General features: G+C 71.3%; 25 protein-coding genes. 6 read left to right on the top strand and 19 right to left on the bottom strand.

Translation table 11 applies throughout. The annotated features are described in order from the left end of the window. The 4 genes from ACIPYQ_RS38375 to ACIPYQ_RS38390 form a co-directional block, all read right to left on the bottom strand. A partial coding sequence (locus tag ACIPYQ_RS38375) for a homocysteine S-methyltransferase family protein (protein ID WP_401259002.1) occupies window positions 1–1,424 on the bottom strand: 1,424 nt, incomplete at its 3' end. After that, window positions 1,421–2,401: a carbohydrate kinase family protein gene (locus ACIPYQ_RS38380; protein ID WP_401259005.1), complete on the bottom strand. Its 981-nt coding sequence runs from the start codon at window positions 2,399–2,401 to the stop codon at window positions 1,421–1,423. The genes ACIPYQ_RS38380 and ACIPYQ_RS38375, both read right to left, overlap by 4 nt. Before the next feature lie 250 nt (window positions 2,402–2,651). Further along, window positions 2,652–3,872 carry a methionine adenosyltransferase gene (metK, locus tag ACIPYQ_RS38385; protein WP_401259007.1) on the bottom strand — a complete coding sequence of 407 codons (1,221 nt, stop codon included), beginning with the start codon at window positions 3,870–3,872 and terminating at the stop codon, window positions 2,652–2,654. A 269-nt stretch (window positions 3,873–4,141) separates the two neighbouring features. Then, window positions 4,142–5,623: a multicopper oxidase family protein gene (locus ACIPYQ_RS38390; RefSeq protein WP_401259009.1), complete on the bottom strand. Its 1,482-nt coding sequence runs from the start codon at window positions 5,621–5,623 to the stop codon at window positions 4,142–4,144. 318 nt (window positions 5,624–5,941) lie between these two features. Between ACIPYQ_RS38390 and ACIPYQ_RS38395 the strand changes: the two genes are divergently transcribed. The 3 genes from ACIPYQ_RS38395 (at window position 5,942) to ACIPYQ_RS38405 (ending at window position 8,638) form a co-directional block, all read left to right on the top strand. Then, the gene (locus ACIPYQ_RS38395) at window positions 5,942–7,333 is read left to right on the top strand and encodes a pyridoxal phosphate-dependent decarboxylase family protein (protein ID WP_401259011.1); all 1,392 of its coding nucleotides are present in this window, start codon (window positions 5,942–5,944) and stop codon (window positions 7,331–7,333) included. 70 nt (window positions 7,334–7,403) lie between these two features. Further along, on the top strand, window positions 7,404–8,006 hold the full coding sequence (locus ACIPYQ_RS38400) for a hypothetical protein (protein WP_401259014.1): 603 nt from the start codon (window positions 7,404–7,406) through the stop codon (window positions 8,004–8,006). Further along, window positions 8,003–8,638: a DUF6875 domain-containing protein gene (locus ACIPYQ_RS38405; RefSeq protein WP_361770857.1), complete on the top strand. Its 636-nt coding sequence runs from the start codon at window positions 8,003–8,005 to the stop codon at window positions 8,636–8,638. The genes ACIPYQ_RS38400 and ACIPYQ_RS38405 overlap by 4 nt, the downstream gene beginning before the upstream one ends. A 139-nt stretch (window positions 8,639–8,777) precedes the next feature. Here ACIPYQ_RS38405 and ACIPYQ_RS38410 read toward each other — a convergent pair whose 3' ends face one another. The 12 genes from ACIPYQ_RS38410 to ACIPYQ_RS38465 all read right to left on the bottom strand — a co-directional run bounded on the left by ACIPYQ_RS38410 (window position 8,778) and on the right by ACIPYQ_RS38465 (window position 20,044). Next, on the bottom strand, window positions 8,778–9,611 hold the full coding sequence (locus ACIPYQ_RS38410; RefSeq protein WP_401259017.1) for an alpha/beta hydrolase: 834 nt from the start codon (window positions 9,609–9,611) through the stop codon (window positions 8,778–8,780). Beyond that, window positions 9,608–10,330 (bottom strand): indole-3-glycerol-phosphate synthase, encoded by a 723-nt coding sequence (locus ACIPYQ_RS38415; protein WP_361770511.1) that lies wholly within the window; start codon window positions 10,328–10,330, stop codon window positions 9,608–9,610. The genes ACIPYQ_RS38410 and ACIPYQ_RS38415 overlap by 4 nt, the downstream gene beginning before the upstream one ends. After that, entirely contained in the window at window positions 10,327–11,106 is a 780-nt protein-coding gene (locus tag ACIPYQ_RS38420) for an N-(5'-phosphoribosyl)anthranilate isomerase (RefSeq protein ID WP_401259119.1), read from the bottom strand. Before ACIPYQ_RS38420 ends, ACIPYQ_RS38415 begins: the two co-directional genes overlap by 4 nt. A gap of 5 nt (window positions 11,107–11,111) precedes the next feature. Continuing rightward, window positions 11,112–12,257 (bottom strand): acyl-CoA dehydrogenase family protein, encoded by a 1,146-nt coding sequence (locus ACIPYQ_RS38425; protein ID WP_401259020.1) that lies wholly within the window; start codon window positions 12,255–12,257, stop codon window positions 11,112–11,114. Window positions 12,258–12,320: 63 nt separating this feature from the next. Beyond that, window positions 12,321–12,695, bottom strand: coding sequence for an ectoine synthase (locus ACIPYQ_RS38430; protein ID WP_030721055.1), 375 nt, complete (start codon window positions 12,693–12,695; stop codon window positions 12,321–12,323). A gap of 75 nt (window positions 12,696–12,770) precedes the next feature. After that, window positions 12,771–13,613 (bottom strand): tryptophan synthase subunit alpha, encoded by an 843-nt coding sequence (gene trpA / locus ACIPYQ_RS38435; RefSeq protein ID WP_401259023.1) that lies wholly within the window; start codon window positions 13,611–13,613, stop codon window positions 12,771–12,773. A 127-nt stretch (window positions 13,614–13,740) separates the two neighbouring features. Beyond that, window positions 13,741–14,784 carry a hypothetical protein gene (locus ACIPYQ_RS38440; RefSeq protein WP_401259025.1) on the bottom strand — a complete coding sequence of 348 codons (1,044 nt, stop codon included), beginning with the start codon at window positions 14,782–14,784 and terminating at the stop codon, window positions 13,741–13,743. 45 nt (window positions 14,785–14,829) lie between these two features. Next, window positions 14,830–15,087 (bottom strand): phosphopantetheine-binding protein, encoded by a 258-nt coding sequence (locus ACIPYQ_RS38445; protein WP_361770498.1) that lies wholly within the window; start codon window positions 15,085–15,087, stop codon window positions 14,830–14,832. After that, the gene (locus tag ACIPYQ_RS38450; RefSeq protein ID WP_401259026.1) at window positions 15,084–16,682 is read right to left on the bottom strand and encodes an AMP-binding protein; all 1,599 of its coding nucleotides are present in this window, start codon (window positions 16,680–16,682) and stop codon (window positions 15,084–15,086) included. The genes ACIPYQ_RS38445 and ACIPYQ_RS38450 overlap by 4 nt, the downstream gene beginning before the upstream one ends. Then, a complete protein-coding gene (locus ACIPYQ_RS38455) occupies window positions 16,679–17,536 on the bottom strand; it encodes a MaoC/PaaZ C-terminal domain-containing protein (protein WP_401259027.1) in 858 nt (285 codons plus the stop codon). Before ACIPYQ_RS38455 ends, ACIPYQ_RS38450 begins: the two co-directional genes overlap by 4 nt. After that, window positions 17,533–18,786 (bottom strand): beta-ketoacyl-[acyl-carrier-protein] synthase family protein, encoded by a 1,254-nt coding sequence (locus tag ACIPYQ_RS38460; protein WP_401259028.1) that lies wholly within the window; start codon window positions 18,784–18,786, stop codon window positions 17,533–17,535. Before ACIPYQ_RS38460 ends, ACIPYQ_RS38455 begins: the two co-directional genes overlap by 4 nt. A 46-nt stretch (window positions 18,787–18,832) precedes the next feature. After that, complete coding sequence (locus tag ACIPYQ_RS38465) at window positions 18,833–20,044, bottom strand: aminotransferase class I/II-fold pyridoxal phosphate-dependent enzyme (RefSeq protein ID WP_401259029.1); 1,212 nt, start codon at window positions 20,042–20,044, stop codon at window positions 18,833–18,835. Between the two features lie 294 nt (window positions 20,045–20,338). Here ACIPYQ_RS38465 and ACIPYQ_RS38470 point away from each other — a divergent pair, with 294 nt between their 5' ends. Beyond that, window positions 20,339–21,256, top strand: coding sequence for a bacterial transcriptional activator domain-containing protein (locus ACIPYQ_RS38470; RefSeq protein WP_361770483.1), 918 nt, complete (start codon window positions 20,339–20,341; stop codon window positions 21,254–21,256). A 233-nt stretch (window positions 21,257–21,489) separates the two neighbouring features. On the opposite strand, the gene ACIPYQ_RS38475 is transcribed toward ACIPYQ_RS38470, so the two are convergent. Genes ACIPYQ_RS38475 through ACIPYQ_RS38485 form a run of 3 tightly spaced genes read right to left on the bottom strand, consistent with a single transcriptional unit; the run spans window position 21,490 to window position 23,491 of the window. Beyond that, a complete protein-coding gene (locus ACIPYQ_RS38475) occupies window positions 21,490–22,242 on the bottom strand; it encodes an SDR family NAD(P)-dependent oxidoreductase (RefSeq protein WP_361761569.1) in 753 nt (250 codons plus the stop codon). Then, window positions 22,239–23,225 carry a 3-oxoacyl-ACP synthase III family protein gene (locus ACIPYQ_RS38480; RefSeq protein WP_401259032.1) on the bottom strand — a complete coding sequence of 329 codons (987 nt, stop codon included), beginning with the start codon at window positions 23,223–23,225 and terminating at the stop codon, window positions 22,239–22,241. The genes ACIPYQ_RS38475 and ACIPYQ_RS38480 overlap by 4 nt, the downstream gene beginning before the upstream one ends. 11 nt (window positions 23,226–23,236) lie before the next feature. Then, a complete protein-coding gene (locus ACIPYQ_RS38485) occupies window positions 23,237–23,491 on the bottom strand; it encodes a hypothetical protein (RefSeq protein WP_030390264.1) in 255 nt (84 codons plus the stop codon). Between the two features lie 206 nt (window positions 23,492–23,697). Here ACIPYQ_RS38485 and ACIPYQ_RS38490 point away from each other — a divergent pair, with 206 nt between their 5' ends. Both ACIPYQ_RS38490 and ACIPYQ_RS38495 read left to right on the top strand, forming a co-directional pair. Continuing rightward, window positions 23,698–24,594, top strand: a complete 897-nt coding sequence (locus tag ACIPYQ_RS38490) for a class I SAM-dependent methyltransferase (protein ID WP_401259033.1) — start codon at window positions 23,698–23,700, stop codon at window positions 24,592–24,594. A gap of 10 nt (window positions 24,595–24,604) precedes the next feature. Next, complete coding sequence (locus ACIPYQ_RS38495) at window positions 24,605–26,167, top strand: flavin-containing monooxygenase (protein WP_401259035.1); 1,563 nt, start codon at window positions 24,605–24,607, stop codon at window positions 26,165–26,167. The last annotated feature ends 10 nt before the right edge of the window (window positions 26,168–26,177 follow it).

Consider the following 26,177-nt stretch of genomic DNA (forward strand, 5'->3'; position numbering starts at 1 on the left):
TCCTCGTCGATGGTCAGCGCGATCAAAGCCGCACCGTGCTCCTGCGCCAACCGGGTGACCAGCGCGAACCGGGACTCCGGACCGTCACCGTCCTCGTAGTTGACGGAGTTGATGACCGCGCGGCCGCCGAGCTTCTCCAGGCCGGCACGGATGACGGGGACCTCGGTGGAGTCCAGGACGATCGGCAGGGTGGAGGCGGTGGCGAAGCGGCCGGCGAGCTCCTCCATGTCGGCGACGCCGTCGCGGCCCACGTAGTCCACGCACAGGTCGAGCATGTGCGCGCCCTCGCGGATCTGGTCGCGGGCCATCTCCACACAGTCGTCCCAGCGGGCCTCCAGCATGGCCTCACGGAACTTCTTGGAGCCGTTGGCGTTCGTCCGCTCACCGATCGCCATGTACGAGGTGTCCTGACGGAACGGAACCGTCTGATACAGCGAAGCCGCACCCGGCTCCGGCTGGGGGCTGCGCTCGGTGACCGCCGCACCGCGGACCCGCTCCACCACCTGCCGCAGATGCTCCGGCGTCGTACCGCAGCAGCCGCCCACCAGCGAGAGCCCGTACTCGCGGACGAACGTCTCCTGGGCGTCCGCCAGCTCGGCCGCACTCAGCGGATAGTGCGCACCCTGCTTCGTCAGCACCGGAAGCCCCGCATTCGGCATGCAGGACAGCGGGATACGGGCATTGCGCGCCAGATACCGCAGGTGCTCGCTCATCTCCGCGGGGCCGGTGGCGCAGTTCAGGCCGATCATGTCGATGCCCAGCGGCTCCAGCGCCGTCAGCGCCGCACCGATCTCCGAGCCCAGCAGCATCGTGCCCGTCGTCTCCACCGTCACCGAACAGATCAGCGGAACGGTGACCCCCAGGGCCTCCATCGCGCGCCGGGCGCCGATGATCGACGACTTCGTCTGCAGCAGGTCCTGGGTGGTCTCCACCAGCAGCGCGTCCGCCCCGCCGGTGATCAGGCCCTCGGCGTTGATCTGGTAGGCGTCACGGATCTGCCCGTAGGTGATGTGGCCGAGCGTGGGGAGCTTGGTGCCGGGGCCCATGGAGCCGAGGACCCAGCGCTGCTGGCCAGTGGAGGCGGTGAACTCGTCCGCGACCTCACGGGCGATCCGGGCACCCGCCTCGGACAGCTCGAAGTTCCGCTCCGCGATGTCGTACTCGGCCAGCGCGGCGTAGTTCGTACCGAAGGTGTTCGTCTCGACGCAGTCCACACCCACCGAGAAGTACGCCTCGTGCACCGACCGCACGATGTCCGGGCGGGTGATGTTCAGGACCTCGTTGCAGCCCTCCAGCTGCTGGAAGTCCTCCATCGAAGGGTCCTGCGCCTGCAGCATCGTCCCCATCGCCCCGTCGGCGACCACCACACGCGTCGCGAGCGCCTCCCGCAGGGCATCGGCCCGCGTCTGCGCGTCCGCCGTCATGCCGGCCGCCCCAGCTTCGCCTCCAGCAGCCCGGCCGCCTGCTCCCCGTACACCGTGCGGACGGTGGCGAGCAGAGCGGCCGGCCGGATCTCGTACGCCTGGGATCCGGTCGTCGCCAGGACCAGCGCGGACATCGCGCAGCCGAGCTGGGCTGCGGTCCCAAGCGGCAGGCCCCAGCTGACGGCGGCCAGGAACCCGGAGCGGAAGGCGTCGCCGACACCGGTCGGGTCCTCGGCGCGGACGTCAGGGACCGCGCCGACGGTGATGGCCGGTTCGTTCTTGCGGTCGATACGGACGCCCTGCGCGCCCAGGGTGGTGACCCACACCCCGACGCGGTCCAGGACCTCCTGGTGGCTCCAGCCGGCCCGCTCCCGCAGCAGCGCGGACTCGTACTCGTTGGTGAAGAGCCAGCGGGCCCCGGTCACCAGGCTGCGGACCTCGTCGCCGGTGAGGCGGGCGAGCTGCTGCGAGGGGTCGGCGGCGAAGTCGATGCCCAGCTCCCGGGCCTGCTCGGTGTGGCGGACCATCGCACCGGGATCGTTGGGCGAGACGAGCACCAGGTCGAGGGGGGCGCGGTCGTGGACGGCACGCAGGTCGATACGGCCGGCCTCGGCCATCGCGCCCGCGTAGAACGCGGCGATCTGGTTGGTGTCCTGGTCGGTCATGCACATGAAGCGGGCGGTCTGGTGCTCGCAGGAGACGTACACCGAGCCGGTGTCGACGCCGTGTTCCTTGAGCCAGACCTCGTACTCGGCGAAGTCCGGGCCCACGGCTCCCACCAGGAGGGGGGCGAGGCCGAGGCCGCCGAGGCCGAAGGCGATGTTGGCCGCCACTCCGCCCCGCCGCACCTGGAGGCTGTCGACGAGGAACGACAACGAGACGTGTTCCAGCTGGTCGGGCAGCAACTGGTCGACGAACCGGCCCGGGAAGGCCATGAGGTGATCTGTGGCGATGGATCCGGTCACCGCGATACGCACGTGGACTCCTGTGAACTGGTCTGATACCGGCGGGGCGAGGCGAGACGGGGCGGGGTGTGCGGGGACAACTGAGGGGACATCTGATGGGGCATTGGACGGGACTGGGACTGGGCGGCGACTGGGCGGGGTGTGGGGCGGGGCGATGTGGGGTGGTGTGTGGGGGCCTGGTGGGGCAGGCCCAGGGCGGCGCGGGGCGGGGCGGTGTGTGGGGGGGCCTGGTGGGGGAGGGGCCAGGGCCGCGCCCGGGGGCTCAGGAGGCGGCGGCCTTCAGCAGCTCGGCGCGGTCGGTGCGCTCCCAGGTGAAGTCGGGCAGTTCACGGCCGAAGTGGCCGTACGCGGCGGTCTGCGCGTAGATCGGCCGCAGCAGGTCCAGATCGCGGATGATCGCGGCCGGACGCAGGTCGAAGACCTCCGTGATGGCCCGCTCGATCCGGTCGGCGGGCACCGTGTGGGTACCGAAGGTCTCCACGAACAGACCCACCGGCTCGGCCTTGCCGATGGCGTACGCGACCTGGACCTCGCAGCGCGAGGCGAGACCGGCGGCGACGACGTTCTTGGCGACCCAGCGCATCGCGTACGCGGCGGAGCGGTCGACCTTGGACGGGTCCTTGCCGGAGAAGGCGCCGCCACCGTGGCGGGCCATGCCGCCGTAGGTGTCGATGATGATTTTCCGGCCGGTGAGGCCGGCGTCGCCCATCGGGCCGCCGATCTCGAAGCGGCCGGTCGGGTTGACCAGCAGCCGGTAGCCCTCGGTCTCCAGCTTGATGCCGTCCTCGGCGAGCCGGGCCAGTGTGTGCTCGACGACCAGTTCGCGGATGTCCGGGGCCAGCAGGGCCTCCAGGTCGATGTCGGAGGCGTGCTGGGTGGAGACGACGACGGTGTCCAGGCGCACGGCCTTGTCACCGTCGTACTCGATGGTGACCTGCGTTTTGCCGTCGGGGCGCAGGTAGGGGATCGTCCCGTTCTTGCGGACCTCGGACAGCCGGCGCGAGAGCCGGTGTGCGAGGTGGATCGGGAGCGGCATGAGCTCGGGGGTCTCATCGCACGCGTAGCCGAACATCAGGCCCTGGTCGCCGGCGCCCTGCCGGTCGAGCTCGTCTCCGTCCTCACCTGCGGCGGCGCCCTCCACCCGGCTCTCGTAGGCGGTGTCGACACCCTGCGCGATGTCGGGGGACTGGGCGCCGATGGACACCGACACGCCGCAGGAGGCGCCGTCGAAGCCCTTCTGCGAGGAGTCGTAGCCGATCTCGAGGATCTTGGCCCGTACCAGCTGTGCGATCGGGGCGTACGCCTTCGTGGTGACCTCGCCGGCTATGTGGACCAGGCCGGTGGTGATGAGGGTCTCCACCGCCACCCGGGAGGCGGGGTCCTCGGCGAGGAGCGCGTCGAGGATCGTGTCGCTGATCTGGTCGGCGATCTTGTCGGGGTGGCCCTCGGTCACGGACTCCGAGGTGAACAGACGGCGGGACATCTCACTCCTGGTGGGTGTGGGGACAAGTGGGGTGCAACAGTCGCAACAGCTGCAACAGTCGTAAGGGCTGCGACGGCTGACACGTCGGATCGTTCGGGTCGGTCAGGGGTCGGGCAGGGGTCGGGCGTGGGGGACACGGCCGGACACGGTCTGTTGCCGAGGATCCTGCCGTCCGGTCCTCGGCCCGTCCTTGAGAGCGCGTCGAGCGGACCTGGCCGGTTCCCCCACCTCCGCTGGATACGGCACACCCCATAACCGCGCGGGTGCCGTCAGCGGATACGGAAATTGGCCATCATGCCCATCGCCGAGTGGTCCAGCAGATGGCAGTGGTAGACGTAGGTCCCCTTGAACGTGTTGAAGGTGGCGTGCAGCTTCACCGTCTCGCCGGGGAACAGGCGGACCGTGTCCTTCAGTCCGGCCTCACCCGGCGCCACCGGCGCCCCGTTGCGTTCCAGCACCCGGAACTGGACCAGGTGCATGTGGAAGTTGTGCGGGACGATCTTGTTGGCGTTGGTGACCGTCCAGATCTCCGAACTGCCGTGGGCGATGGTCTGGTCGATGCGCTGGTAGTCCCACACCTGCCCGTCCATGAACCCCCGCGGTTCCTGGCGGCCGTCCTCGTCCATGCTCAAGACGATGCTCCGCTCGACCGTGGCCTTCGCCATCGCCGGCAGGGTGCGCAGCCGCTCGGGCACCCGGGAGGCATCGGAGGCGGTCCGTACGACGTCGAAGCGCAGCACCTTGCCCACCTGGTCGGGGCTCCCCGGGCCCAGGGTGTTCTCCAGGACGATCTTCGTGCCGACCCGGTAGCGGGAGAAGTCGATGACCACGTCCGCCCGCTCCGCCGGCGACAGCCCGATGGTGTCCGTCGGGAAGGGCGCCTCCAGCAGGCCGCCGTCCGTGCCGATCTGGATCATCTGGCCGCCGTCCGACAGACGCAGCTGGAAGAAACGCATGTTGGAGGAGTTCAGCAGCCGGAAACGGTACTTGCGGGCCGCGACCTCCACGTACGGGCTCGGGCGGCCGTTGGCGAGGATGGTGGTCCGCCCGAAGACGTCGTCCATCACGTAGACCAGCTGCCCGGCCTCGTCGAAGCGGGCGTCACGCAACGCGATCGGCACCTCGTAGGGGCCGGACGGCAGCGGCAGTGACCGCTCGTTCTCATCGGAGAGGAGATACGTCGCGGACAGGCCGCGGAAGACGTGCTCCGACTCCATGTGGTGCGCGTGGTCGTGGAACCACAGGCCGGCGCCCGGCTGCTGGTTCGGGTAGGTGTAGGTGCGCGAGGTGTTCGGCGCGAAGGTGTCCATCGGGCCGCCGTCGTTGTCCGGCGAGACACTGCCGCCGTGCAGGTGGACCGAGACCGGCATGGTGAGGGTGTTGCGGTGCCGGATGACCACCTTGCGCCCGCTGCGGGCCCGCAGCACCGGCCCCGGGAACTGCCCGTCGTAGGTCAGCACCTTCGTCTGCACACCGGGGATGATCTCCCGCGCCACCTCCTTGATGGTGACCGCATAGGTGTCCTGGCCGCCCAGCGTCGATATCGGCTGCAGCACCGGCGCCGTCGGCATCCGCACGCTGAACGGCGGCGGAACCACAACCGGCCCACCCGAACCCGAACCCGTGCCGGTGCCGGTGGCGGAGGCCTCCGCCGTCCGGGCACGCAGCAGCGGCGTCAGGCCACCGCCGGTGAGCAGGCCGGCGCCGGTCGCGGCGACGGCGCCGCCGAGCAAGCTGCGTCTGGTGACCATGGAATCTTCCTCCTGGGAAACGGGGGTTGGCTGCGGGCGGACGCCCGGGAGCGGGGCCGAACACACCAAGGGGACGGCCCGGCTCTCGGCACGCCGCTCCCCCCGGGGGCAGCCGGCGGCGAGAAAGGGGAACCCCGCGTGGCTGTCGCGCCGCGAGTGCACCAGACGCGGCTTGCGCATCACTGGAGCCCAGATGGTGTGCGGGCCTCAGGCGTTGCGCGGGCCTTGCGGGGCCTTCGTAACCCTCCTCTTGCGTACGTACGACCGCGTACGCCCGACTCGTGCCGCCGAAGGGGGCGGCCGCTGGGGGAGGCACCCGTGGACCTGCACGACCTGCACGACTTACGCGACTGGCTGCCGCGCGCGCTCACGGTGGCGGAGCGGTGGGGAGGGCAGTTCGGCCCCTACCAAAGCCACGACGCGCACCGCGTCCACCCCGATGCCTTCACCGAGGCCTTCGACCGTCTCGCCAAACGGATGGACCACAACTACCCGTTCTTCCACCCGCGTTACGCCGGACAGATGGTCAAACCACCCCACCCCGCAGCCGTCACCGGCTACCTCACCGCCATGCTCTTCAACCCCAACAACCACGCCGCCGAGGGCGGTCCCGCCACCACCGAGATGGAACGGGAAGCGGTCGCCGAACTCGCCGCCATGTTCGGGCTCGACGCACACACCGGCCACCTCACCACCAGCGGCACCATGGCCAACCTGGAAGCCCTCTACGTCGCCCGCCAGCTCCACCCCGACCGCGGCATCGCCTACAGCGCCGAATGCCACTACACCCACGAGCGGATGTGCCACGTCCTGGGCATGCAGGGCCACCGCATCCCCACCGACACCCACGGCCGCATCGACCTGGACGCCCTGGAGAGCGCCCTGCGCACCGGGCGCATCGGCACCGTCGTCGTCACCACCGGAACCACCGGCCTCGGAGCGGTCGACCCCGTCCACGAAGTCCTGACGCTGGCCCGCCGCCACGGGGCACGCGTCCACGTCGACGCGGCCTACGGCGGCTTCTACGCCATCCTGGGCCGGGCCGCCAACCCCACCATCGACCCGAAGCCCTGGCAGGCCATCGCCGCCTGCGACTCCGTGGTCGTCGACCCCCACAAGCAGGGCCTCCAGCCCTACGGCTGCGGCGCCGTCCTCTTCCCCGACCCGCGGGCCGGCCGCCACTTCACCCACGACTCGCCCTACACCTACTTCACCGACGCCGACCTCCACCTGGGCGAGATCAGCCTGGAATGCTCACGGGCGGGCGCAGCCGCCGCCGCCCTGTGGCTGACCCTGCAACTCCTGCCGCTCACACCCGACGGCTTCGGACGCATCCTCACCGCCAACCGCCGCGCCGCACTGCACTGGGCCGACCTGCTGACCGCCTCCGAGGACCTCGAGCTCTACCAGCGCCCCGACCTCGACATCGTCACCTACTTCCCCACCACCCCCCACCCCTGCCTGTCCGCCATCGACGCGGCCAGCGACCGGCTGCTGCGCGACGGCATGACAGCGGAAGCGGACCCCGTGTTCCTGAGCGTGCTGCGCGCCGACGCGGACGCCTTCCACCGCCGCCACCCCCACGTGCGGCGCGACGCGGACGCGGCCCGGGTGATCCGCAGCGTCCTGATCAAGCCCGAGTCCGAGCACTACCTGCCCACCCTCCACGCCCGCATCGAGGAACTCGCACGCGCCCGCACAACCCCCTGACCCACACGCTTCCCGTCCCGCCCCTTGCCCCGCCCCCTTCTTTTCGTCCTTCCGACCGGAGGTCCTCGCCTTGTCCCCGCACACACCCGGCCCGACCGTGTTACCCCGGCCCAACCCGCCCTCCACCACCCACCTGTCCGGCCTGCTCGCCGCCGCCTTCCACGACGACGCGCTGACGGCCTGGATGATCCCAGACGAGCAGCAGCGCACCGCACTGCTCCCCGGGTTCTTCCGGGTGTTCGTCGAACTCTCCGCCGCCCACGACGGGATCCTCACCACCGACGACGGCGATGCGGTGCTGCTGTTCCTGCCGCCCGGCGCCGAGGCGGACGAGGAGGCCCTGGACGCCGCCTTCGCCCACGTGCTGGGCGAGCACACCGGCCAACTGCGCACCATCGCCCGCCTCCAGGCCGAACGCCACCCGCACACCCCGCACTACTACGTCTCCTTCGGCGCCGTCCGCCCCGGCCGCCAGCAGCACGGCCTCATCTCCCGCCTCCTCGCCCAGATCACGGCCCGCGCCGACGCCGAAGGCGTCGGCGTCTACACCGAGGCCAGCTCACCGGGCGGCGAAGCAGCCACCCGCCGGGCCGGCTTCGACCGCCTGGGCACCGACATCGCCCTGCCCGACGGCGGCCCCGTCCTGCGACCGATGTGGAGGAACCCCCGATGAGGGGAGACGACCTGATCCAGTCCTGGACCACCGGCCAGGTCGCCCGCGGCGAGGTACCGGCCGAAGCCCTCGGACCCCTGCTCCAAGTCCTCATGTGGAGCCGGGACTTCCTCGTCTCCAGCCACCCCGAGCTGGGCCGCACCGGACCGGTCTGCCCCTACACCCAGCCCTCACTGCGCAAGGAGCTCTTCCACCTCGCCCTGCCGTCCGCCGGATGCGAGGACCTGGCCATGGCCGTCGACTCGCTGCGCACCCGCCACGCGGCCCTGTCGGAGCCCTTGTCGCCGGAGGACCGCGAACTCCTCACCATCCTGCTGGTCCTGCCCGGCTTCGATGCGACGGACTCGGTGGAACTGGACGAACTCCAGCGCAAGGCGAAGGACGAGTTCGTCGCGGAGGGGCTGATGATCGGCCAGTTCCACCCCGTCTGCGAGGAACCGGGCCTCTACAACGAGGCCTTCCGCCCGCTGCGCTCCCCGCTGCCGCTGCTGGCGGTCCGCAAGCTCCTGGTCTTCGACCTCCCCTTCCTGGTGGGCGACGACGCCCACATGGACCACTACCTGCAGCGGTTCGCGCCGGCGCTCCCGGCCCGGATCCGCGACCAGCTGGTGCGCCGGGTGGTGGCCGCCTGACCCCGCCCCTCCTGACACCCGTCCGGCCGCGCCCCCTGTTGTGTGGGGCGCGGCCGGACGGCGTACGGGGCCACCCGCGGCTCCCTCAGGTCCCGCGGGAGCTGCGGGAGCTGCGGGAGCCGGCGGGGTGCGGGGAGGGTCAGGTGCGCAGGCAGTCCTCCAGGAAGGCCAGGGCGCGCAGGTGGTAGGCGGTGGCCGCGTGGCCGAGGCTGATGTTGTGGCCCGCCGCGGCCAGGTGATCGAGGATGACTTGGGGGGCGGCGGTCAGCTGGGAGGTCATGGCGGTGAGGGTGGAGTCGTCCAGGTTCCACCACGCTTCGTGCTCGGCGAAGGTGAGGCGGACGGGGATACGGACGCGGGGGGCCAGGTCCTCGTACTGGCCCGGCCAGCGGACGGTTTCCGCGGACTCGCGCGCCGGGGTGGGGGACAGCAGGGTGCGGCTGGCCTGGAAGGTGCCGCGCGGGTAGAGGTTCAGGGGGCCCCAGTTGAGTTTGGAGGCGCCGCCGCCGAGGGTGGAGGGGAAGTGCAGGGCCTGGGGGTCGTAGCGGTAGCCGACCCCGGAGGCGTCCAGGCCCAGGAGGGGGACGGCGCCGTCGCTGGCCGCCGTGTGGAGGGCGACCTTGCCGCCGTCGGAGTGGCCCAGCAGGAGGACGCCGGCGCCGATGGGGTGCGCGGCCGCGTGTTCCTTCAGGGCCGCGTGGAGGGTTTCGGCCTGCCCGGCCAGGCTCTGGCCCTCGGTCAGGAAGGCGGCCGAGTCGCCGTAGCCGGGCCGGTCCAGGGCCAGGACCGCGTGGCCCAGGCCGGTGGCGAGGGGGATGAGGGAGTTCCAGTACGCCGCCCGCATGCCCCGGCCGTGGATGGCCAGGATCGTGGAGCGGACCTCCCCGCCCGCGGGGAAGGCCAGCAGCCCCGACAGGGGGATGCCCGCGGCGTTCAGCGCGTAGGGGCGTGCACCGCTTGTGGGGGAGTTCATCGCAGGGCCAGCCCCTTCCGGGCGCCGGCCATCGCGTCCACCCACTCCACGGGTGCTCCCGTGCGCAGCAGCGAGGTGCCCACCAGCAGTCCGCCGAACCCGGCGTCCAGGAGACGGGCGGCGCTCGCGGGGCCGTCGATGCCGCTCGCGCTCACCGGGCAGGCGACGCCGGCCGCACGCAGCGCCGGGAGCAGGTCGAGGGAGCGGCCCACGTCGCCGGCGCCTTTCTCGCGAGTGCGGATGTCCTTGTTGTTGACCGCGATCACACACTCCTGGGGATGGTGGACGGTTTCGAGTTCGGCCTCCGTCGTGATCTCCACGAACGGGGTGAGGCCGGCCAGCAGGCACTCCGTCACCAGGGTCCGCATGCTCGAGGCCGTCAGCAGGGTTGCCGTCAGCAGCACCGCCGAGGCCCCGAGCTCCTTCGCCGTGCGGACCTGGTCCTTCCTGGTGATGAAGTCCTTCTGCAGGAGCGGAAGGCCGGTCAGGGCGGCCACGTCCCGCAGCAGCGCGGGCGAGCCGCCGAACCAGCGGCCCGTCACCACCGAGATGCACGGCGCGCCCGCCGTTTCGTACGCCTGGACGATCGCGGCGGGAATCCGCCCGCCGAGCATGTCGTAGCCGTGGGCGTCGCGCCGTTTCACCTCCATCACCACGGGGGTGGGAGAGGCCAGGAGGGCCTCGAGAAAAGGGAAGCCGTTCCGGTTCTGCTTCGTCATCGCGACAGCTCCAGTCGGGTATGCCCACCGGCGCCGGCAGCAACAGCGCCAGCGCCGGCGGGGTGGGTGGTGTGGGTGGGGTGGGGGGTGCCGGTGCGCCAGGCGCGGGCCAGGGCGGCGATCTCCGGGACACCGAAGCGGCCCGTCGCCCTCTCGCGCGCCGCCGTGTCCACGTCGATCCCGCGGAATCCGCCGTGGCGCACCACCTCCTCGTAGGCCGGCCGGTTGGCTGCCGTCAGTCCGCCGGCCAAGAGGAAGGGGCGGGTGAGCCGGGGCAGCAACGCGGTCAGACGGGCCGGGTCCAGGGCGGAGCCGGTACTGCCGATCCGGCCGTCCCCGGTGGCGGTGTCCAGGAGGAACAGATCGGTGCCGGCCCGTTCGTACGCGCCGATCAGCGGGCGCTCCACACAGCCGCCCGCCTCGTCGACGTGCAGCACCTTGACGAGGCCGACCCCGGCGGGCAGCGCCTCGCGCAGTGCCCGTACGACGGCCGGCGGCTGGTAGGCGTGAAGCTGGACCCAGGCGACACGGGTGCGCCGCACGATCTCGGCCAGTTCACCCGCATCGGCCAGGAACGTCACCAGCACCGGCAGGAGCCCGGCCGGCCGGGCCGCCGCCACCAAGGCGGCGAGCCCGTCCAGGCCGAGTTCCGAGGGGCCGCCGGGTACGCCGTGCCAGAGCCCGACGCAGTCCGCCCCGGCGGCCGCCGCCGCCTCGATGTCCTGCGGGGCCGTGGCCCCGCAGACCTTCAGCAGCGTCTGGGACAGCGGGCGCATGCCGCTCACTTGCCCAGTCCCAGCATCGAGGCGATGCGGTTGTACTGGATCTCGTTCGTCCCCGAGTAGATCGTGCCGCCCAGCGCGTTGCGCACGTCCTGCTCCAGGCCGAACTCCGACATGTAGCCGTGGCCGCCGAAGATCTGCACGGCGGTGATGCTGGTGGCCAGGTTGCTCTCGCTGGTGACGAGTTTGGCGATGGCCAGGTCCACGGTGACGTTCTCGCCCGCCTCCAGTTTCTCCCCGGTGTCATAGAGCCACTTGCGGGCGGTCTCCAGCTGGATCTTCGTGTCGACGATCTTGTTGGCGATCGTCTGGTACGAACCGATCGCCTTCCCGAAGGACTTGCGGGTCTTCGCGTAGTCGACACACCGCTCCAGCCGGTGCTGCATCTCGCCCACGTTGACGATGAAGGAGAAGAGGATCTCCCGTTTCATCACGTGGTCCAGGACGAGGAACCCGCCTCCGACCCTGCCCAGCACCGCGCTCCTGGGCACCCGTACGTCGTCGAAGAACAGTTCGCTCAGCGGAGAGGTCCGCAGGCCCATCTTCTTGATGGGCTTGCCGGCGCTCACCCCCGGGGTGTTCCGGTCCACCAGGAACGCGGTGGTCCCCAGCGGGCCGCCGTCCGGATGGGTACGGGCGTAGACCACGATCACGTCCGCGACCGGTCCGTTGCTGACGAAGACCTTGCTGCCGTTGATGACGAAGTCGTCCCCGTCACGCACGGCCCGGGTGGTCATCGCCATGGCGTCCGAGCCGCCCTCGGCCTCGGTGATGGCGTGGGCGCCGATCGCCTCCCCGGAGCAGATCAGCGGCAGGTAGCGCTCCTTCTGCTCCACGGTGCCGAACTGCTGGATCGGGATGCCGGTGGAGCAGATGGAGGTGGTGACCGAGAAACTCAGGCCCGAGTCGCGGTTGTACTCGCCAAGGCCTTCCAGCACGTACATGGTCGTCAGCAGCGACTGCCCGAGGCCTCCGTGGTCCTCGTCGAAAGGCAGCGCCAGAATCCCGGTCTTCTGCACGAGCTTCCACTTGTCCGGCGAGAACGCGGACTGCTCGTCGAGTTCGATGTGGTCTGCGCTGAGTGCGTCTCCCCACCGCCCCAGGCCTTCGCGCAGATCTGCCTGGTCGGCGTTCCAACGGATCACGAGGGACCCCTTTTTGTCATTCGGCTGACGGATCGGACGAGCGGTACGCGCGGTACGCGCGCCTCAGTAGGCGGAGGAGCTGTGGGCGTCGAGGCTGTGGACCTCGTCGCCGCGCAGGGCCGGCGAGAACACGCAGACCAGCCGCAGGTCCTCGTGCGGGCTGGCGACCAGGAAGTGGGCGTCGTGCTGGTCGAGGGCGTACATCCGGCCCGGGACGATCTCGTGTGAGGTCCCGTCGAGCTCGATGACCTCGCCGGAGCCCTCGATGCAGTAGCAGGCTTCCAGGTGGTTGACGTACTCCAGGCGGGACTTGGTGCCGGCGAGGACGGTGGTGTCGGTGAGCGAGTAGCCCAGGCCGTCCTCGGCGAGGAGGAAGCGGCGGCTGAGGCCGTTGCCCCACTCGACGGTCTTCACGGACTCGATGTCGCGAACGATCATGGCAGTCTCCTGGTGTGAGGTGGTGCACGGATGGTGCTGGTGAGGGGTGGAGCCCACTTCCGCTGGTAGGGAAGGTCAGTGCGGCACGTCGGGCAGGACCGAGCGGACGAACTCGCGGAAGGCGGCGGTCACCTCCCGGCCGTCCTCCCGCGCCCGCTCCACGGCGGCCACCGCGGCCGAGCCGATGATCGCGGCGTCGGCGCCCGCGGCCCCGACGGCCGCCACGTCCTGCCGTGTGCTGACCCCGAAGCCGACGGCGATCGGGGACGTCGTGTGCGCCCGCAGGCCGGTGACGGTCTGCGCCAGCGCGGCATGGCCGGCGGCCGGCGCGGTCCCGCTGCGCCCGTAGTGCGCGACGAGATACAGGTAGGCGCCAGCCTGCGTGGCGGCCTGCGCCCGGACCTCGGCCGGGCTGCTGGCGTAGCAGGTGGTGACGACCGGCAGCCCGGCCGCCCGCGCCGATTCCAGATGGGCCTCGCGCAGCCGCGGGGGCAGCGCGTGGACGAGGAGCCCGTCCGCGCCCGCCGAGGCGATCTCCCCGGTGGCGGCCGCGAGATCGCGGCCCTTGAGGGAGTGGCTCCAGTCGGCGAGCAGCGCGATCCGCAGGTGCGAAAGGTGCGGCCGTACCTCGGCGATGAAGGCGAGTACGTCGTCCAGGCCGGCGCCGCCCGCCTCCAGCGCCCGGCCGGCGGAGCGCCGTACGACGGGGCCGTCGGTGACCGAGTCGGGGAACGGGACGGCCAACTCCAGGCAGTCCACGCCCTCCTCGTCGAGCATCAGGACCAGGTCCCGCAGCAGGGGCAGCGGCGGGTCGCCCGCGTTGAGGAACAGGGCCAGCCCGGGGGTGGCGCCGGGCCGGCGGGTCGGGAAGAAGGGTGCGGGGCCGCCTGCCGGCGAGGCCTGGGCGAGGCGGGCCACCGGGGTCGGGGTCGGGGACGCTGTGGTCCCCGCCCGCACACCGGCCGCCGCCGGTGCCGGGCCGTTGACCCGGTCCGTGGCTGTGGCTGTGGGTGTGGCCGGGGTGTGGCGGGTCGGCGTCGTAGGCCTAGGCACGGGCCACCGCCGGTGTGCGGGTGGCGGACGCGGCCGTCAGGCGCCGTGCCAGGTCGTGGGCTGCGCCGGAGCGGACCGCGCCCTCGGCGAGGGCGAGGGCGGAGGGCCAGTCCCGGCGGACGCCGGAGGCCACCACCAGGGCGGCCGCGCCCAGGCAGACGGTGTGGGTGGCCACCCGGCCGGCCGTGCCGGCCAGGACGCGGTGGAAGTGATCGACGGCCGCGCCGGCGTCGGGGGCCGGCCGCAGGTCCGCGAAGGAGCCGTCGCCCGGGGTGAGTTCGCCCGGCCGGATGACCCGGGCCGGTGTGTTCTGCCCGTGGACGGTGTTGGTGGCGAAGGGCAGCAGCTCGTCCGCGCCGGTGTCGTTGACGGTCAGCCAGATCCGGCGGCCCGTCGTGGTCGCGGCGAGCTGGCGCAGGGTGTCCAGGGGGGCTGCCGCCGAGACCCCGGTGACCTGGGCGGTCACCGGCAGGTCGGCGAGGAAGGGGCCGAGTGCGTTCAGGAACCGGCCGAAGGGCTTCATCGGGTACGGGGCCACCGTCCGCGCCAGCCGGGTCAGCTGGACCGGGTAGACGAAGGGTCCGGCGAAGGCGATCCCGTGGGCGGCGAGGGTGTCCTCGGTCTGGGCGTAGGAGGAGGTGAGACGGACACCGAGGCGTTCCAGCAGGTCGACGGAGCCCATCGAGCTGGTGTAGGCCCGCGAGCCGGTCTTGACGACCTTGACCCCCGCGGCCGCGGCGACGAACGCGCAGGCGGTGGAGATGTTGAAGGTCCTGGGCCCGCCGCCGGTGCCCACCACGTTGACGGTGCCCTCCCAGGAGGTGGTCACCGTCGCGGCCGGCCGGCGCTCGGCGAGCGAGTCCAGCAGGTGGCGCAGGGTCTGGTGGTCCGGGAGCCGGCTGGTCAGGGAGGCCAGCAGGGCGAGGACCTCGCTCTTGTCCAGCCTGCCGTCGCCGAGCTGGTCCCACCAGGACCGCCAGGTCTCCCGGCCGACCGGGGCCCGCTGCTCCAGCAGGCCGGTGAGTGCGTCGTGCACGGTCGCTCTCCGTCTCGTGACGTCGTCGGGTGGTGGTGGGTGGTTCTACGCGGCCGCCGTGCGGCGGGCCTGGTCGATGAAGGTGTCGATCGCCTCGACGCTGCGGAAGTTGTTGGGGTCCAGGTCGGCGTCGCCGATGGCGAGCTCGAAGCGGTCCTCGACCCAGGCGATCAGCTTGAGGACGCCCAGGCTGTCGATGACCCCGTCGTTGAGCAGGTCGTGGTCTGCGGCGAGTTCGGCGGCCGCGGTGCCCGGGAGGAACTCGGTGATGACGAAGTTCTTGATGGTGTCGATGTTGCTCATGACGGGATTCCTTCGGCGAGAGGTGTGGCGATGGGTGTCGTGGCAGGTGCGGGCGTGGCAGCGGGGGAGCCGGCCCGGTCGGGCAGGTCGGGTCGGTCGAGTGCCTTGCGGTCGACCTTTCCGGTGGCGGTCTTCGCCAGCGGGGTGTCGGTCACGGTGAGCTGGTGGGGGACGGCCGCCCTGGGCAGGTGCCGGGCGCAGTGCGTGCGCAGCTGCAGGCCGGTCAGGGCGGTGCCGGGGGCGCGCTGGACGGCGGCGATCAGCCGTTTGCCGGCGATCGGGTCGGGCAGGGCCGCGACACCCGCCTCCAGTACGTCGGGGTGTTCCTGCAGGACCCGTTCGATCTCGGCCGTGTTGACGGCGACTCCGCGGACCTTGACCTGGAAGTCGGTGCGTCCGCTCAGGTGCAGGGTGCCGGCCGCGTCCCGCCGTACGAGGTCGCCGGTGCGGAACCAGCGCCGCTCGTCCAGGCCCAGCGGATGGGCGGTGAACTTGTCGGCGTGCCGGGTCCGGTCGAGGTAACCGCGCGTCTGGAAGGGCGTGGAGACGAACAGCTCTCCGCTGCCGGGCCCCTCCACGAGCGCCCCGGTGTCGGGATCGAGGATCAGGGCCGCGACGCCCGGCAGCGGGCGGCCGATGGGGACGGGCGGGAAGGCGGTGGCCGACGTGTCGACCTCGTGGACGAAGCTGTCGTTGGTCTCCGTACAGCCGTAGATGTTGTGGATGCGGGCCTTGGGGAAGAGGGCGGGCAGGGCGGCGAAGGTGCGGTCGGGGATGGCGTCGCCGGTGAACATGACGTGCTCGACGCCGGGGAAGGTGTCGCCGGTCTTGTCGGCCGCGTCCTGCAGGAGCCCGAAGGCCATCGGGACGGCCTGCACGACGTGGACGTCGTGGCGCAGCACCAGGTCGCGCAGGTGGCGTCCGTGGGCGGCCAGCGCCGGGTCGACCAGGATCACGCGGCCGCCGCGGGCGAGGGTGGTCCACACGTCCAGGAGGCACAGGTCGAAGTTGAGGGGGGCGTAGTTCAAGACGGTGCGGTCGGGCCCGATCCCGAAGGCGTGGCCGGCCCAGCGGGTGAAGCGGTCCACGGCGTCCAGGCCCAGCGGAACGATCTTGGGCAGGCTGGTGGAGCCGGAGGTGGTGAGCATGAACGCCACCTCCGCCGCTTCGCCGGCCGGCAGCGGCTGGGCCGCCACCTCCGGGTTGGGTGCGACCCGGGCCGGCTGACCGCCGGGGGCCAGCACCCGGGCGCAGCCGGCCTGGGCGAAGAGATCGGCCAGGAGGGTGTCGGCGAGGGCCGGGGACGGCAGCAGCAGCGGCCGGCGGGCCAGCAGACATCCCAGGACCAGGGCCACGGCGGCGGGGGACTTGTCGGCGAGGACACCGACCGGCACGCCGGGGGCCAGCTCCAGCAGCGCGAGGCGGTCGCGTTCGCGGCCGGCGAGCTCGTACAGCTCCCGGTAGCTGGTCTCCTCGCCGTTGAAGACGAGGGCGGTGGCGTGGGGACGGTCGCGGACCTGGGTCAGGAACCCTCCCAGGAGACCGAGCTCCACAGCCGGGACGGTTGCGGGGGACGGCGGGGTGGGGGTGGTCATGGCTGCTCTTCTCCTTCCTGGGCCGGCGGCTGGGCGAGCTCGATCCAGCCCGACTTCACGGCCGCGCCCTTCGGCGTCTTGCAGGTGAAGCGGACGACGCGCCCCTGGCTGTCGGGCTGCAGGAGGATCTCCAGGGCGGTGCCGGGAGGCACCGGGGCCGAGAAGCGGCAGCCCAGGCCGCGCACCCGCGCGGAGTCGCCGTCCGCGAAGCGGTCCACGGCCTCCTCCACGGCGAGGGCGACCACGCTCATGCCGTGCGCGATGACGGTGTCGAAACCGGCCCCGCGGGCCGCCTGCGCATCGAGGTGGATGGGGTTGAGGTCACCGGACGCGTGGGCGTACGCGGTGATCCAGTCGCAGGTCAGCTCGTGCACGACGCTCTGCGGCTCTGAGCTGCCGGCCGGGGCGGGGGCGGCCGGGCCGCCGCCGATGTCGCCGAAGGGCTCCAGCAGCGTCGCACCGACCAGCAGCGCGGAGATGGTCAGTTCCGCGAACGGCTCGGGGCCGTCCTCGCCGACGAGACGGACCCGCAGCGCGATGCGGGCGCCGCGCGGCTCCTTGCGGATGCCGGCCACCTCCAGGCGTACGGTCACCTCCTCGCCCGGCCTGACCGGCCGCACGGTGCGGATGTCCTGGCCGAGGTGGACCACCGAGACCGGGCCGGGCTCGGCGGCGGTCAGCGCGGCGACGGTCTGCTCGGCCACCGTGTGGGCCAGGACGAAGGTGTGCACGGGCGAGGCCTGGCCGGGACGGGCGGTGGGCAGATCCCGCCGGGCGGCGCCTCGGTAGTCGGTGATCTCGCCTTCGGTGACGGTCAGCGTGCGCACGGGGGAGGGCAGGGACAGCAGCGTCATACCGGCGTCACCACCACGGAGGAGTTGTGGCCGCCGAACCCGAAGGAGTTCGTGATCGCGGGTCCCGGGCGCACGGCACGGGGTGTGCCGTGGACGACGTCGATGTCCATTCCTGGCTCCAGCTGTTCGTGGTTGGCGGTGGGCGGTACCTCGCAGTGCCGCATGGCCTGCACGGTCGCGATGAGTTCCACGGCTCCGGCGGCTCCGATCAGGTGCCCGATGACCGACTTGGGTGCGGTGACCGGGGGTTGGGCGGTGCCGAACACCTTGGTGAGGGCGGCGGCCTCGGACCGGTCGTTGTGCGGGGTCGAGGTGCCGTGGGCGTTGACGTGGACGATGTCGGCCGCCTCGAGGCCGGCGTCGGCGATGGCGCCGGCCATGGCGGCCGCCGCTCCCGCGCCGTCGGGCAGCGGCATCGCCAGGTGGTGGGCGTCGGCGGTGGCGGCGTACCCGGCGACCAGGCCGTACGTCCGCGCCCCGCGCGCCCGCGCGTCCTGGAGCCGTTCCAGGACGACGAACCCCGCGCCCTCGCCCATCACGAACCCGTCGCGGTCCTTGTCGAAGGGGCGCGAGGCGTGCTCCGGGTCCTCGTTGCGCAGGGAGACCGCGTTGAGGTTGCCGAAGCCGGCCAGGGTGACCGGGGTCAGGGTGTGCTCCGCGCCGCCGGCGATGACGAGATCGGCGCGGCCGGTCTGCAGCAGCATCAGGGCGTGCCCGATCGCGTCGGCGCCGCTGGCGCAGGTGTTGGCGACGGTGAAGGCGGGACCGGTCCAGCCGAGCCGGATGGCGATGTGGGCGGCGGCCGCGTTGGGCATGGTCATCAGCGGCATCAGCGGGTTGACCCGGCCCGGCCCGCCCTCGGTGTAGTGGGCGGACTCCAGGTCGCTGGTGGCCCGCCCGCCCACCGCGTTGCCCACCACGATCGCGGTGCGGCCGGCCTCGGCGGTGGGAGATCCCGCGTCGCGGTGGGCGGCGAGCGCCGCGGCCGTCCCGTAGTGCGCGAACGGGTCCATCCGGCGGGCCTCCTTGGCCGGAACGAGCCCGGCCAGGCCCTCCAGGCCGCGGACGCGGCAGCCGATCCGTACCCGGTGGCGGCCGAGGTCGAAGTGGGTGAGGGCGGCGGCGGTGGACCGGCCGGCCCACAGCGTGTCCCACAGCTCGTCCGGGGTGCACCCGCCGGGGGTGACCACACCCATGCCGGTGATGGCGACGGGCGCGAGCGCCGAACTGCCACTGGACGGTCCAGGCATGTCTGCTCCCTAAGGCGTAAGAGCGGTCGTCAAGAAAAGAGGGGGGTCAGATGATGCGGCACTCGCGCGCCGAGGTGATGAAGGCCTCGGCGGCGAAGTCGATGTCGGCCTTGGTGTGGGCCGCGGTGATGGCGATCCGCAGCCGGGCCAGGTCGTTGGGGACGGCCGGGGTGACCACCGGCAGGCCGATCACACCGTTCTTGCGGCACACCGTGGCGTAGTCGTAGGCGGCGATGTCGGAGCCGGCGATGACCGGAACCACCGCGGTCTCACTGTCGACCGTGCTCATCCCCGCCTCGTGCAGCATCGAGCGGAACCGCGCGGACTCGCCCTGGATGAACTCCACCCGCTCCGGCTCGCGCTGCAGGATCCGCAGGGACTCCAGCGCCGCGGCGCTCTGGGCGGGCCCGAGCGCGGCCGAGAACAGGAACGGGCGGGCCGCGTACTTGAGGTGGTGGATCAGCTCGGCGGAACCGGCGACCCAGCCGCCCATGGAGGGGATCGCCTTGGAGAGGGTGCCGAGCTTGACGTCGACCTTCACCTCGTAGTCGAAGTGCTCCTCGATGCCCTTGCCGGTCGCACCGATCACACCGAGCGCGTGCGCCTCGTCGACCATCAGCAGCGCGTTGTGCGCATCGCACACCTTGCGCAGCTCCACGAGGGGGGCGATGTCGCCGTCCATCGAGTACACGCTGTCGACGATGACCAGGCGGACACCGGTGTCGGGGGCGGCGGCCAGCCGGCGCTCCAGGTGGGCGACGTCGTTGTGGCGGAACCGGGTCACCGTGGCACCGGAGAGCTTGCAGCCGTCGACGATGCTCGCGTGGTCGTACTTGTCGATGAACACCGTGTCGCCCGGACCGACGATCGCGCCGACCGTGCCGACGTTCGCCGCATAGCCCGAACCGAACACCAGGGCCTGCTCACGGCCCGCGAACTTGGCGACCTCGGCCTCCAGTTCCTCGTGCAGCGGCGTCGATCCCGCCAGCGCCCGCACCCCGTGATTGCCGGTGCCGTACCGGTCGACGGCGGCCTTCGCCGCCGAGACGACCCGCTCGTCGCCGGCCAGCCCCAGATAGCTGTAGCCCGACATCATCAGCAGGCGCCGCCCGTCCTGGTCCGCGTACGCCGAATCCCGCTCGACGGTGTAGGCGACGAAGCTGTTCTTGCGGTTGGGCTCGTACTCCAGCGACCGGACGCGGTCGCGGAAGTAGGCCAGCTTCGGCTCGAGTCGGCTCCAGGCGGCGGATGCGTTCACGTGCTTCTCCTCGTCGCGATCGTCCGGCGGATCCGGAACTCCATCGGTGCTCTGCCGTACTTCCGGCGGGGCTCTAGTGGAATTCCATTAAGACTCGGGGGGCGCAATAGCGGCGCAAGAGGAAGGCCATAGCTGTACTCGAAAAGAGAACGACAATCCCCGGACCTCGGCTTTCATTCGCGAAGGAATGTTTTGCCGACCGCTGTTGACATGCCGAGACGACCCGCCGGTATCCTCTGAATCGCACGAACTAGGGGGACACGGCCGGAAGCCGACCGTTTCGGAGAGTGCATAGTGCTGATCAGACTCATAGGTCTTGTCACGATCGAGCCGGACGGAGCAGCGCCACAACACCTGTCGAGCGCCCAGGCACAGGTGGCCTTCGCCCGCCTGCTCCTGGAGCGGACCGGCGGTACGGACCGTGACCAACTGGCCGAGACCATATGGCCCGAAGGACTGCCCGACACCTGGGCCTCCGCGCTGCGCAGCCTCGTCAGCCGCGTCCGCACGTTCGTCACCACACCGCAGGACCAGCCGGGAGTGACCCCGCTGGTCGCCCAGGGCGGCCGCTACCTCCTACGGCTGCCGCAGGACGCCGCCGTGGACGTGGAATGCGCGGAAACCGCGGTCACCGAGGCCGCCGAGGCGTACACGGAGGGCGCCTACGCCGTGGCCCAGCAGCTCGCCGCCGGCGCCGTGTCCAACCTGCGCGGATCCTTCCTGCCCTCACACGAGGGCGACTGGGTCAACGCGATGCGCGAACAGCTCGAGGAACTGCGCCTGAAGGCCCTGGAGACCGCGAGCCTGTCCTCCTCCGCCCTCGGCGACGAGCACCACGCCCTGCGCTACGCGGAGGAGGCGGTGCGCCGGGCACCCTTCAGGGAAAGCGCCTACCGCTGCCGGATGGCGGCCCACACCCGGGCCGGCAACCGGGCCGAGGCGTTACGCAGCTACCAGCAGCTGCGCGAGGTACTGGCCGAGGAGCTGGGGATCGACCCGGCACCGGAGACCGAGGCCGCCTACCTGGAACTGCTGCGCACACCGGAACCCCGCTCGTTCGCTCCGCGCTCCGCGGCCCGCCTGGACCCGCTGCTGATGGGGGTCTTCGAGATCGACCACCGCGCCTCGGCCCCCCGCCCCTGCTCCCTGGTCGACCACGGCTGCGTCACCCATCCCGTCACACCTCCCGTCACCTCGTTCCCCGCCGCCTGACCCCGGACACAGCCGCCCGACCCCGGACACAGCCGCCTGACCCGGACACACCGAAGGCCGCCGCGCACTGCGCGGCGGCCTTCGCCATGCCGACCCCCGGCCAGCCCCACCCCCCCCTCGCATCCGCACCCCCTGCTCGCGCCCGGTTGGGGCGGCGGGCCGGGGCACGGCGAGCGGCCCCGGCCTCCCCTGGGGGTGGGAGACCGGGGCCGTGGGGGGAGGGGAGGTCGGGGTCAGGTGATGGACACGCCACTGTCGATGCTGATGACCTGGCCCGTCATGCAGTCCTGCTCCAGGAAGAGACGGGCACTGCGGGCCACCTCCTCGACCGTGACGAACCGGGGGATGGGGGCCTTGCCCTCCATGCCCTCGATGACCCGGTCCGGGAGGGTGTTCGTCATACCCGTGATCATGAACCCGGGGGACAGCGCGTTCACCGTCACCCCGCGCCGGCCGCACTCGGACGCGAGCGTACGGGTGAAGCCGATCAGACCCGCCTTGGACGCCGAGTACGCCGTCTGGCCGGCCGTCGCGATGATGCCCGACGGGGACACGACGTTGATCACCCGGCCCCACCGCCGGCGCAGCATGTGCGGCACCGACACCCGGGCGGTGTGGAACGAGCCGATCAGGTTGGTCTGGATGACCTGCGCCCAGTCCTGCGGGTTCTGCATCGCCATGAGGCTGTCCTTGCGGATCGCCCCGTTGTTGACGAGGACGTCCACCGGGCCGAGCTCGGCGGATATCCGCTCGTGCAGGGCCTGGGTGGCCTCCCACGAACCGACGTCCCCGGTGACCAGCACCGACGGGTTCACCAGCTTCTCCCGGACGGCCTCGGCCGCCTCACGAGCACTGTTGTAGTGGACCGCGACCCGGCAGCCCAGCGCGTCGAGTTCGAGCGCCAGGGCCTGGCCGAGGCCGCCCGAGGCGCCGGTCACCAGCGCGACCGGGGACTCGGGCCGCTCTCCCGCACCGTTCTTGCTCATGCCGCGACACCGCCCCATTCCATCAGGATCGAACCCCACGTCATGCCGGCTCCGAAACCGGCCAGCAGGACCTTGTCACCGGCCTTGATACGGCCCTCCTCCAAAGCCTCGGTCAGCGCGATCGGGATCGACGCCGAAGCCGTGTTGCCGTACTTCTGGAGGTTGGTGATCAGAGCCTCCTGGCGCAGGCCGGTGTGCGACAGGATCGAGTTGATGATCCGGATGTTGGCCTGGTGCGGAACGACATGGTCCACATCGGCCGCGTCCACCTTGGCGCTCTCCAGCGTCTCGCGCACCGTACGGACGGTGTAGCGGACGGCGTTGAGGTAGATCTCGTTGCCGTTGATCTGCGCGTAGTGCAGGCCCGCGTCCAGCGTCTCCTGGGTGGTGGGCATCCGGCTGCCGCCGGCCAGCACCTTCAGCGAGCCGGTGCAGGCGCCGTCGGCGCCCAGGTTCCAGGCCTTGACCCGGTTCTCCGCGCCCGGCTGCAGGACGATCGCGCCCGCGCCGTCGCCGACGAGGATGGACAGGTCACGGTCGGCCGGGTTGGCCGTCAGGGTGTGGGTGTCGGAGCCGATCAGCAGGATCGGCCGGGGATCGATGGCGATCAGCGCCATCGCCGACACCAGCCCGTAGACGAACCCCGCGCACTCGGAGTTGACGTCGTGCGCACTCCCCGAGATGCCCAGTTCGTGGTGGACGAACGCGGACGTCGCCGGGGACGGCTGCTCGGGCGTGGCGGTCGCGACGATGAGGTGGGCTATGTCTTCGCCGGTCAGCCCGGCCTTCTCCAGCGCACGCCGGCCGGCCTCGACGGCCAGGGAGGCGGTGGTCTGCCCCGGGTCGACCGCCCGCCGCTCGCGGATCCCGCAGCGGCTGACGACCCAGTGCTCGTCGACGCCGAAACGTGTCGCGAGTTCGGCGCTGGTGACGATGCGTTCGGGTACGGACATGCCCCACCCGGTGATGTCGAAGCCGGTCACGTCACCCCTCGCTACGCCTGAGCCGGGACGAGGTCGACGATCTTCGCGTAGACGTCACGCAGCGTGGTCGTGTCGTCGAGGTCCGCGAAGAGGGACTCGTCGGCCGGGATGTGCGGGTACTGGTTCTGGAATCCGTACAGCCACTCCATCAGGTCCAGCGAGTCGACGTCCGCGATGTGCTGGAGCGGGGCGTCGGGGCTGACCTCCGCGGCACCCGAGACGGCCTCGAGCTGGCTCGCCAGTTCTTCGATGGTGGGCAGCGACATGGGGTCGGTCCTCTCTCGGCAATGCAACTCGGCAGTGCGTGTCTGGTTTTCGAGAGTGATAAAAGCTGCGCCCCCGCAAGGAAGCCGCAACACCGCCCCGGATCCCGATTTCCGGTCTTCTTGCGCACGCCTTGCGGGGCATCGGGTTTTCTCGGTCGCGAATTCGGAAATCACGGCCCGCCGGACACGCAGGAAAGAGGATCAGGATGACAACGGTCGCCCCCAAGTCGGTGGACCCCGAGGTCGATGCGATCAGGCACCACTACGAGGTCAGCAACGATTTCTACCGGCTCCTGCTGGGCCCCACGATGATGTACTCGGGCGGCTACTGGGAGGACGGCGAGGACCTGGTCGCCACCCTGGACGAGGCGCAGGAGCGCAAGCTCGACAAGTTCGCCGAGCTCGCGAACGTCGCGGCCGGCGGCGCCAAGCGCGTCCTGGACATCGGCTGCGGCTGGGGCACCATGCTCAACCGCCTCACCACCGTGCACGGCGCGGAGCAGGCCGTCGGCCTGACCCTCTCCCGCACCCAGGAGGCCTTCATCGACGGCCTGGGCAACCCGCGGATCACCACGCTGGTCCAGAGCTGGGCGGACTACAAGGTCGCGGACGACAGCGAGAAGTACGACGCCGCGTTCTGCATCAACGCGCTCGAGCACTTCGTCTCCTCCAACCTGCCGCCCAAGGAGCGCACCAAGCGCTACCGGTACTTCTTCCAGCAGGTCGCGGGCGCCCTCAACCCGGGCGCCAAGTTCGTCCTGCACACCATGACCGCCGAGGCGCTGCCGATGAACCGCGCCCTCCTCGACGACCTGAAGTTCCTCCAGCGCTCCGAGTTCGAGGGCTGCCACATCCCCCACCTGAGCGAGCTGTCCGCCGCCGCCGAGGGCCTCTTCGAGATCGACGAGATCGTCAACGAGCGCGAGTCCTTCGCGATGGCCTGCCGCGCCTGGCTGGTCCTGCTGGCCGAGCGCCGGGACGAGGCCGTGGCCCTGGAGGGCGAAGAGGTCGTCTCCCGCTTCGAGCGCTACCTCGACATCTTCGCGTACACCCTCGAGGACAAGTTCTTCAACAACTTCCGCGTCACCATCACGCGCCGCTGAGGAGGCCGACGTGACGAGCATTCTTGAGCCGGCCAAGGACGGCGGAGCACTCACGGGCACCGAGACGCATCCCGGTGGCGGCGGACCGACCCGGCACCTGCGGGTCGCGGTCATCGGCACCGGCTTCTCGGGCCTGGGCACCGCCATCCGACTGCTGCAGTCGGGCATCGACGACTTCCTGGTGTTCGAGCGGGCCGACGAGGTCGGCGGCACCTGGCGCGACAACAGCTATCCCGGTTGTGCGTGCGACGTCATGTCCCACCTCTACTCGTTCTCCTTCGCCCGCAACCCGAACTGGAAGTCGACGTTCGCCTCCCGCGACGAGCTGTACGCCTACCTGCGCGACACGGCCGACCGCTTCGGCGTACGCCCCCACATCCGGTTCGGGCACGAACTGGAGGCCGCCCGCTGGGACGAGGGCGAGCGGCACTGGACGATCGAGACCTCCCAGGGCCGCTACACCGCCCAGTTCCTGGTCACCGGCACCGGCTACCTCAGCGAGGCCGCCGTCCCCGACATCAAGGGACTTGCCGACTTCGAGGGCAAGATCTTCCACTCCTCGAACTGGGACCACGACCACGACCTGGCCGGCCGCCGCGTCGCCGTCATCGGCACCGGCGCCTCCGCCATCCAGTTCGTCCCCAAGATCCAGCCCGAGGTCGGGCAGCTGGACCTCTACCAGCGCACGCCCCCGTGGATCGGCCCCAAGCCCGACAAGGCCAACAGCGAGCTCCACACCAGGATGCTCCGCTCGCTGCCCGGCTACCAGCAGTTCCGGCGGGGCTTCAACATGTGGGGCCGGGAGATCCTGGCCTTCTTCTGGAAGCGCCCCAAGCTCGCCGAGAAGGTCCAGAAGATGGCGAGCGACCACCTGAAGAAGTCGGTGGCGGACGAGGCCTTGCGCGCCAGGCTCACTCCCGACTACCTGGTGGCGTGCAAGCGCCTGCTGTTCTCCAACACCTGGTACCCGGCGATCCAGCAGCCCAACGTGGAGATCGTCACCGACACCATCGCCGAGGTCCGCCCCAAGTCGATCGTCGGCTCGGACGGTGTGGAGCGCGAGGTCGACACCATCATCCTGGGCACCGGCTTCCAGGCCACCGACCGCCCGGTCGCCCGCCGGATCTGGGGCAGGGGCGGCGTCCAGCTGCGCGAGGCCTGGAAGGACGGCATGGCCGCCCACCGGGGCACCACCATCGCCGGCTTCCCCAACCTGTTCATGCTCCTGGGCCCCAACACCGCCCTGGGGCACTCCTCGCAGACCGTGATGATCGAGGCGCAGGTCCAGTACGTCGTCGACTCCCTCCAGCAGGCCGAGAAGCGCGGCCTGGCCAGCATCGAGGTCCGCCAGGAGGCGCAGGACGCCTACAACCGCAAACTCGACCAGCACCTCGAGGGCACCGTCTGGATGTCGGGCGGCTGCAAGAGCTGGTACCTCGACGCGAACGGCCGCAACACGACGGTCTTCCCCACCTACACCTGGCGCTTCCGTCGCGGGACCAAGCGCCTCGACCTGAGCGAGTACCAGCTCGCTTCCCGGGTGCGCAGCACCAAGCCGGTACCTCACCAGTAGGAGACGTACG

It is taken from the genome of Streptomyces sp. NPDC090045 (assembly GCF_044747975.1).
Taxonomy (GTDB): Bacteria; Actinomycetota; Actinomycetes; order Streptomycetales; family Streptomycetaceae; genus Streptomyces.

Excerpts from the sequence above, each read along its gene's own strand:
- metK (WP_401259007.1), bottom strand. The coding sequence starts at position 3,872 with ATGTCCCGCCGTCTGTTCACCTCGGAGTCCGTGACCGAGGGCCACCCC.
- ACIPYQ_RS38390 (WP_401259009.1), bottom strand. The coding sequence starts at position 5,623 with ATGGTCACCAGACGCAGCTTGCTCGGCGGCGCCGTCGCCGCGACCGGC.
- ACIPYQ_RS38405 (WP_361770857.1), top strand. The coding sequence starts at position 8,003 with ATGAGGGGAGACGACCTGATCCAGTCCTGGACCACCGGCCAGGTCGCC.
- ACIPYQ_RS38410 (WP_401259017.1), bottom strand. The coding sequence starts at position 9,611 with ATGAACTCCCCCACAAGCGGTGCACGCCCCTACGCGCTGAACGCCGCG.
- ACIPYQ_RS38415 (WP_361770511.1), bottom strand. The coding sequence starts at position 10,330 with ATGACGAAGCAGAACCGGAACGGCTTCCCTTTTCTCGAGGCCCTCCTG.
- ACIPYQ_RS38420 (WP_401259119.1), bottom strand. The coding sequence starts at position 11,106 with ATGCGCCCGCTGTCCCAGACGCTGCTGAAGGTCTGCGGGGCCACGGCC.
- ACIPYQ_RS38430 (WP_030721055.1), bottom strand. The coding sequence starts at position 12,695 with ATGATCGTTCGCGACATCGAGTCCGTGAAGACCGTCGAGTGGGGCAAC.
- ACIPYQ_RS38445 (WP_361770498.1), bottom strand. The coding sequence starts at position 15,087 with ATGAGCAACATCGACACCATCAAGAACTTCGTCATCACCGAGTTCCTC.
- ACIPYQ_RS38450 (WP_401259026.1), bottom strand. The coding sequence starts at position 16,682 with ATGACCACCCCCACCCCGCCGTCCCCCGCAACCGTCCCGGCTGTGGAG.
- ACIPYQ_RS38455 (WP_401259027.1), bottom strand. The coding sequence starts at position 17,536 with ATGACGCTGCTGTCCCTGCCCTCCCCCGTGCGCACGCTGACCGTCACC.
- ACIPYQ_RS38460 (WP_401259028.1), bottom strand. The coding sequence starts at position 18,786 with ATGCCTGGACCGTCCAGTGGCAGTTCGGCGCTCGCGCCCGTCGCCATC.
- ACIPYQ_RS38475 (WP_361761569.1), bottom strand. The coding sequence starts at position 22,242 with ATGAGCAAGAACGGTGCGGGAGAGCGGCCCGAGTCCCCGGTCGCGCTG.
- ACIPYQ_RS38485 (WP_030390264.1), bottom strand. The coding sequence starts at position 23,491 with ATGTCGCTGCCCACCATCGAAGAACTGGCGAGCCAGCTCGAGGCCGTC.
- ACIPYQ_RS38490 (WP_401259033.1), top strand. The coding sequence starts at position 23,698 with ATGACAACGGTCGCCCCCAAGTCGGTGGACCCCGAGGTCGATGCGATC.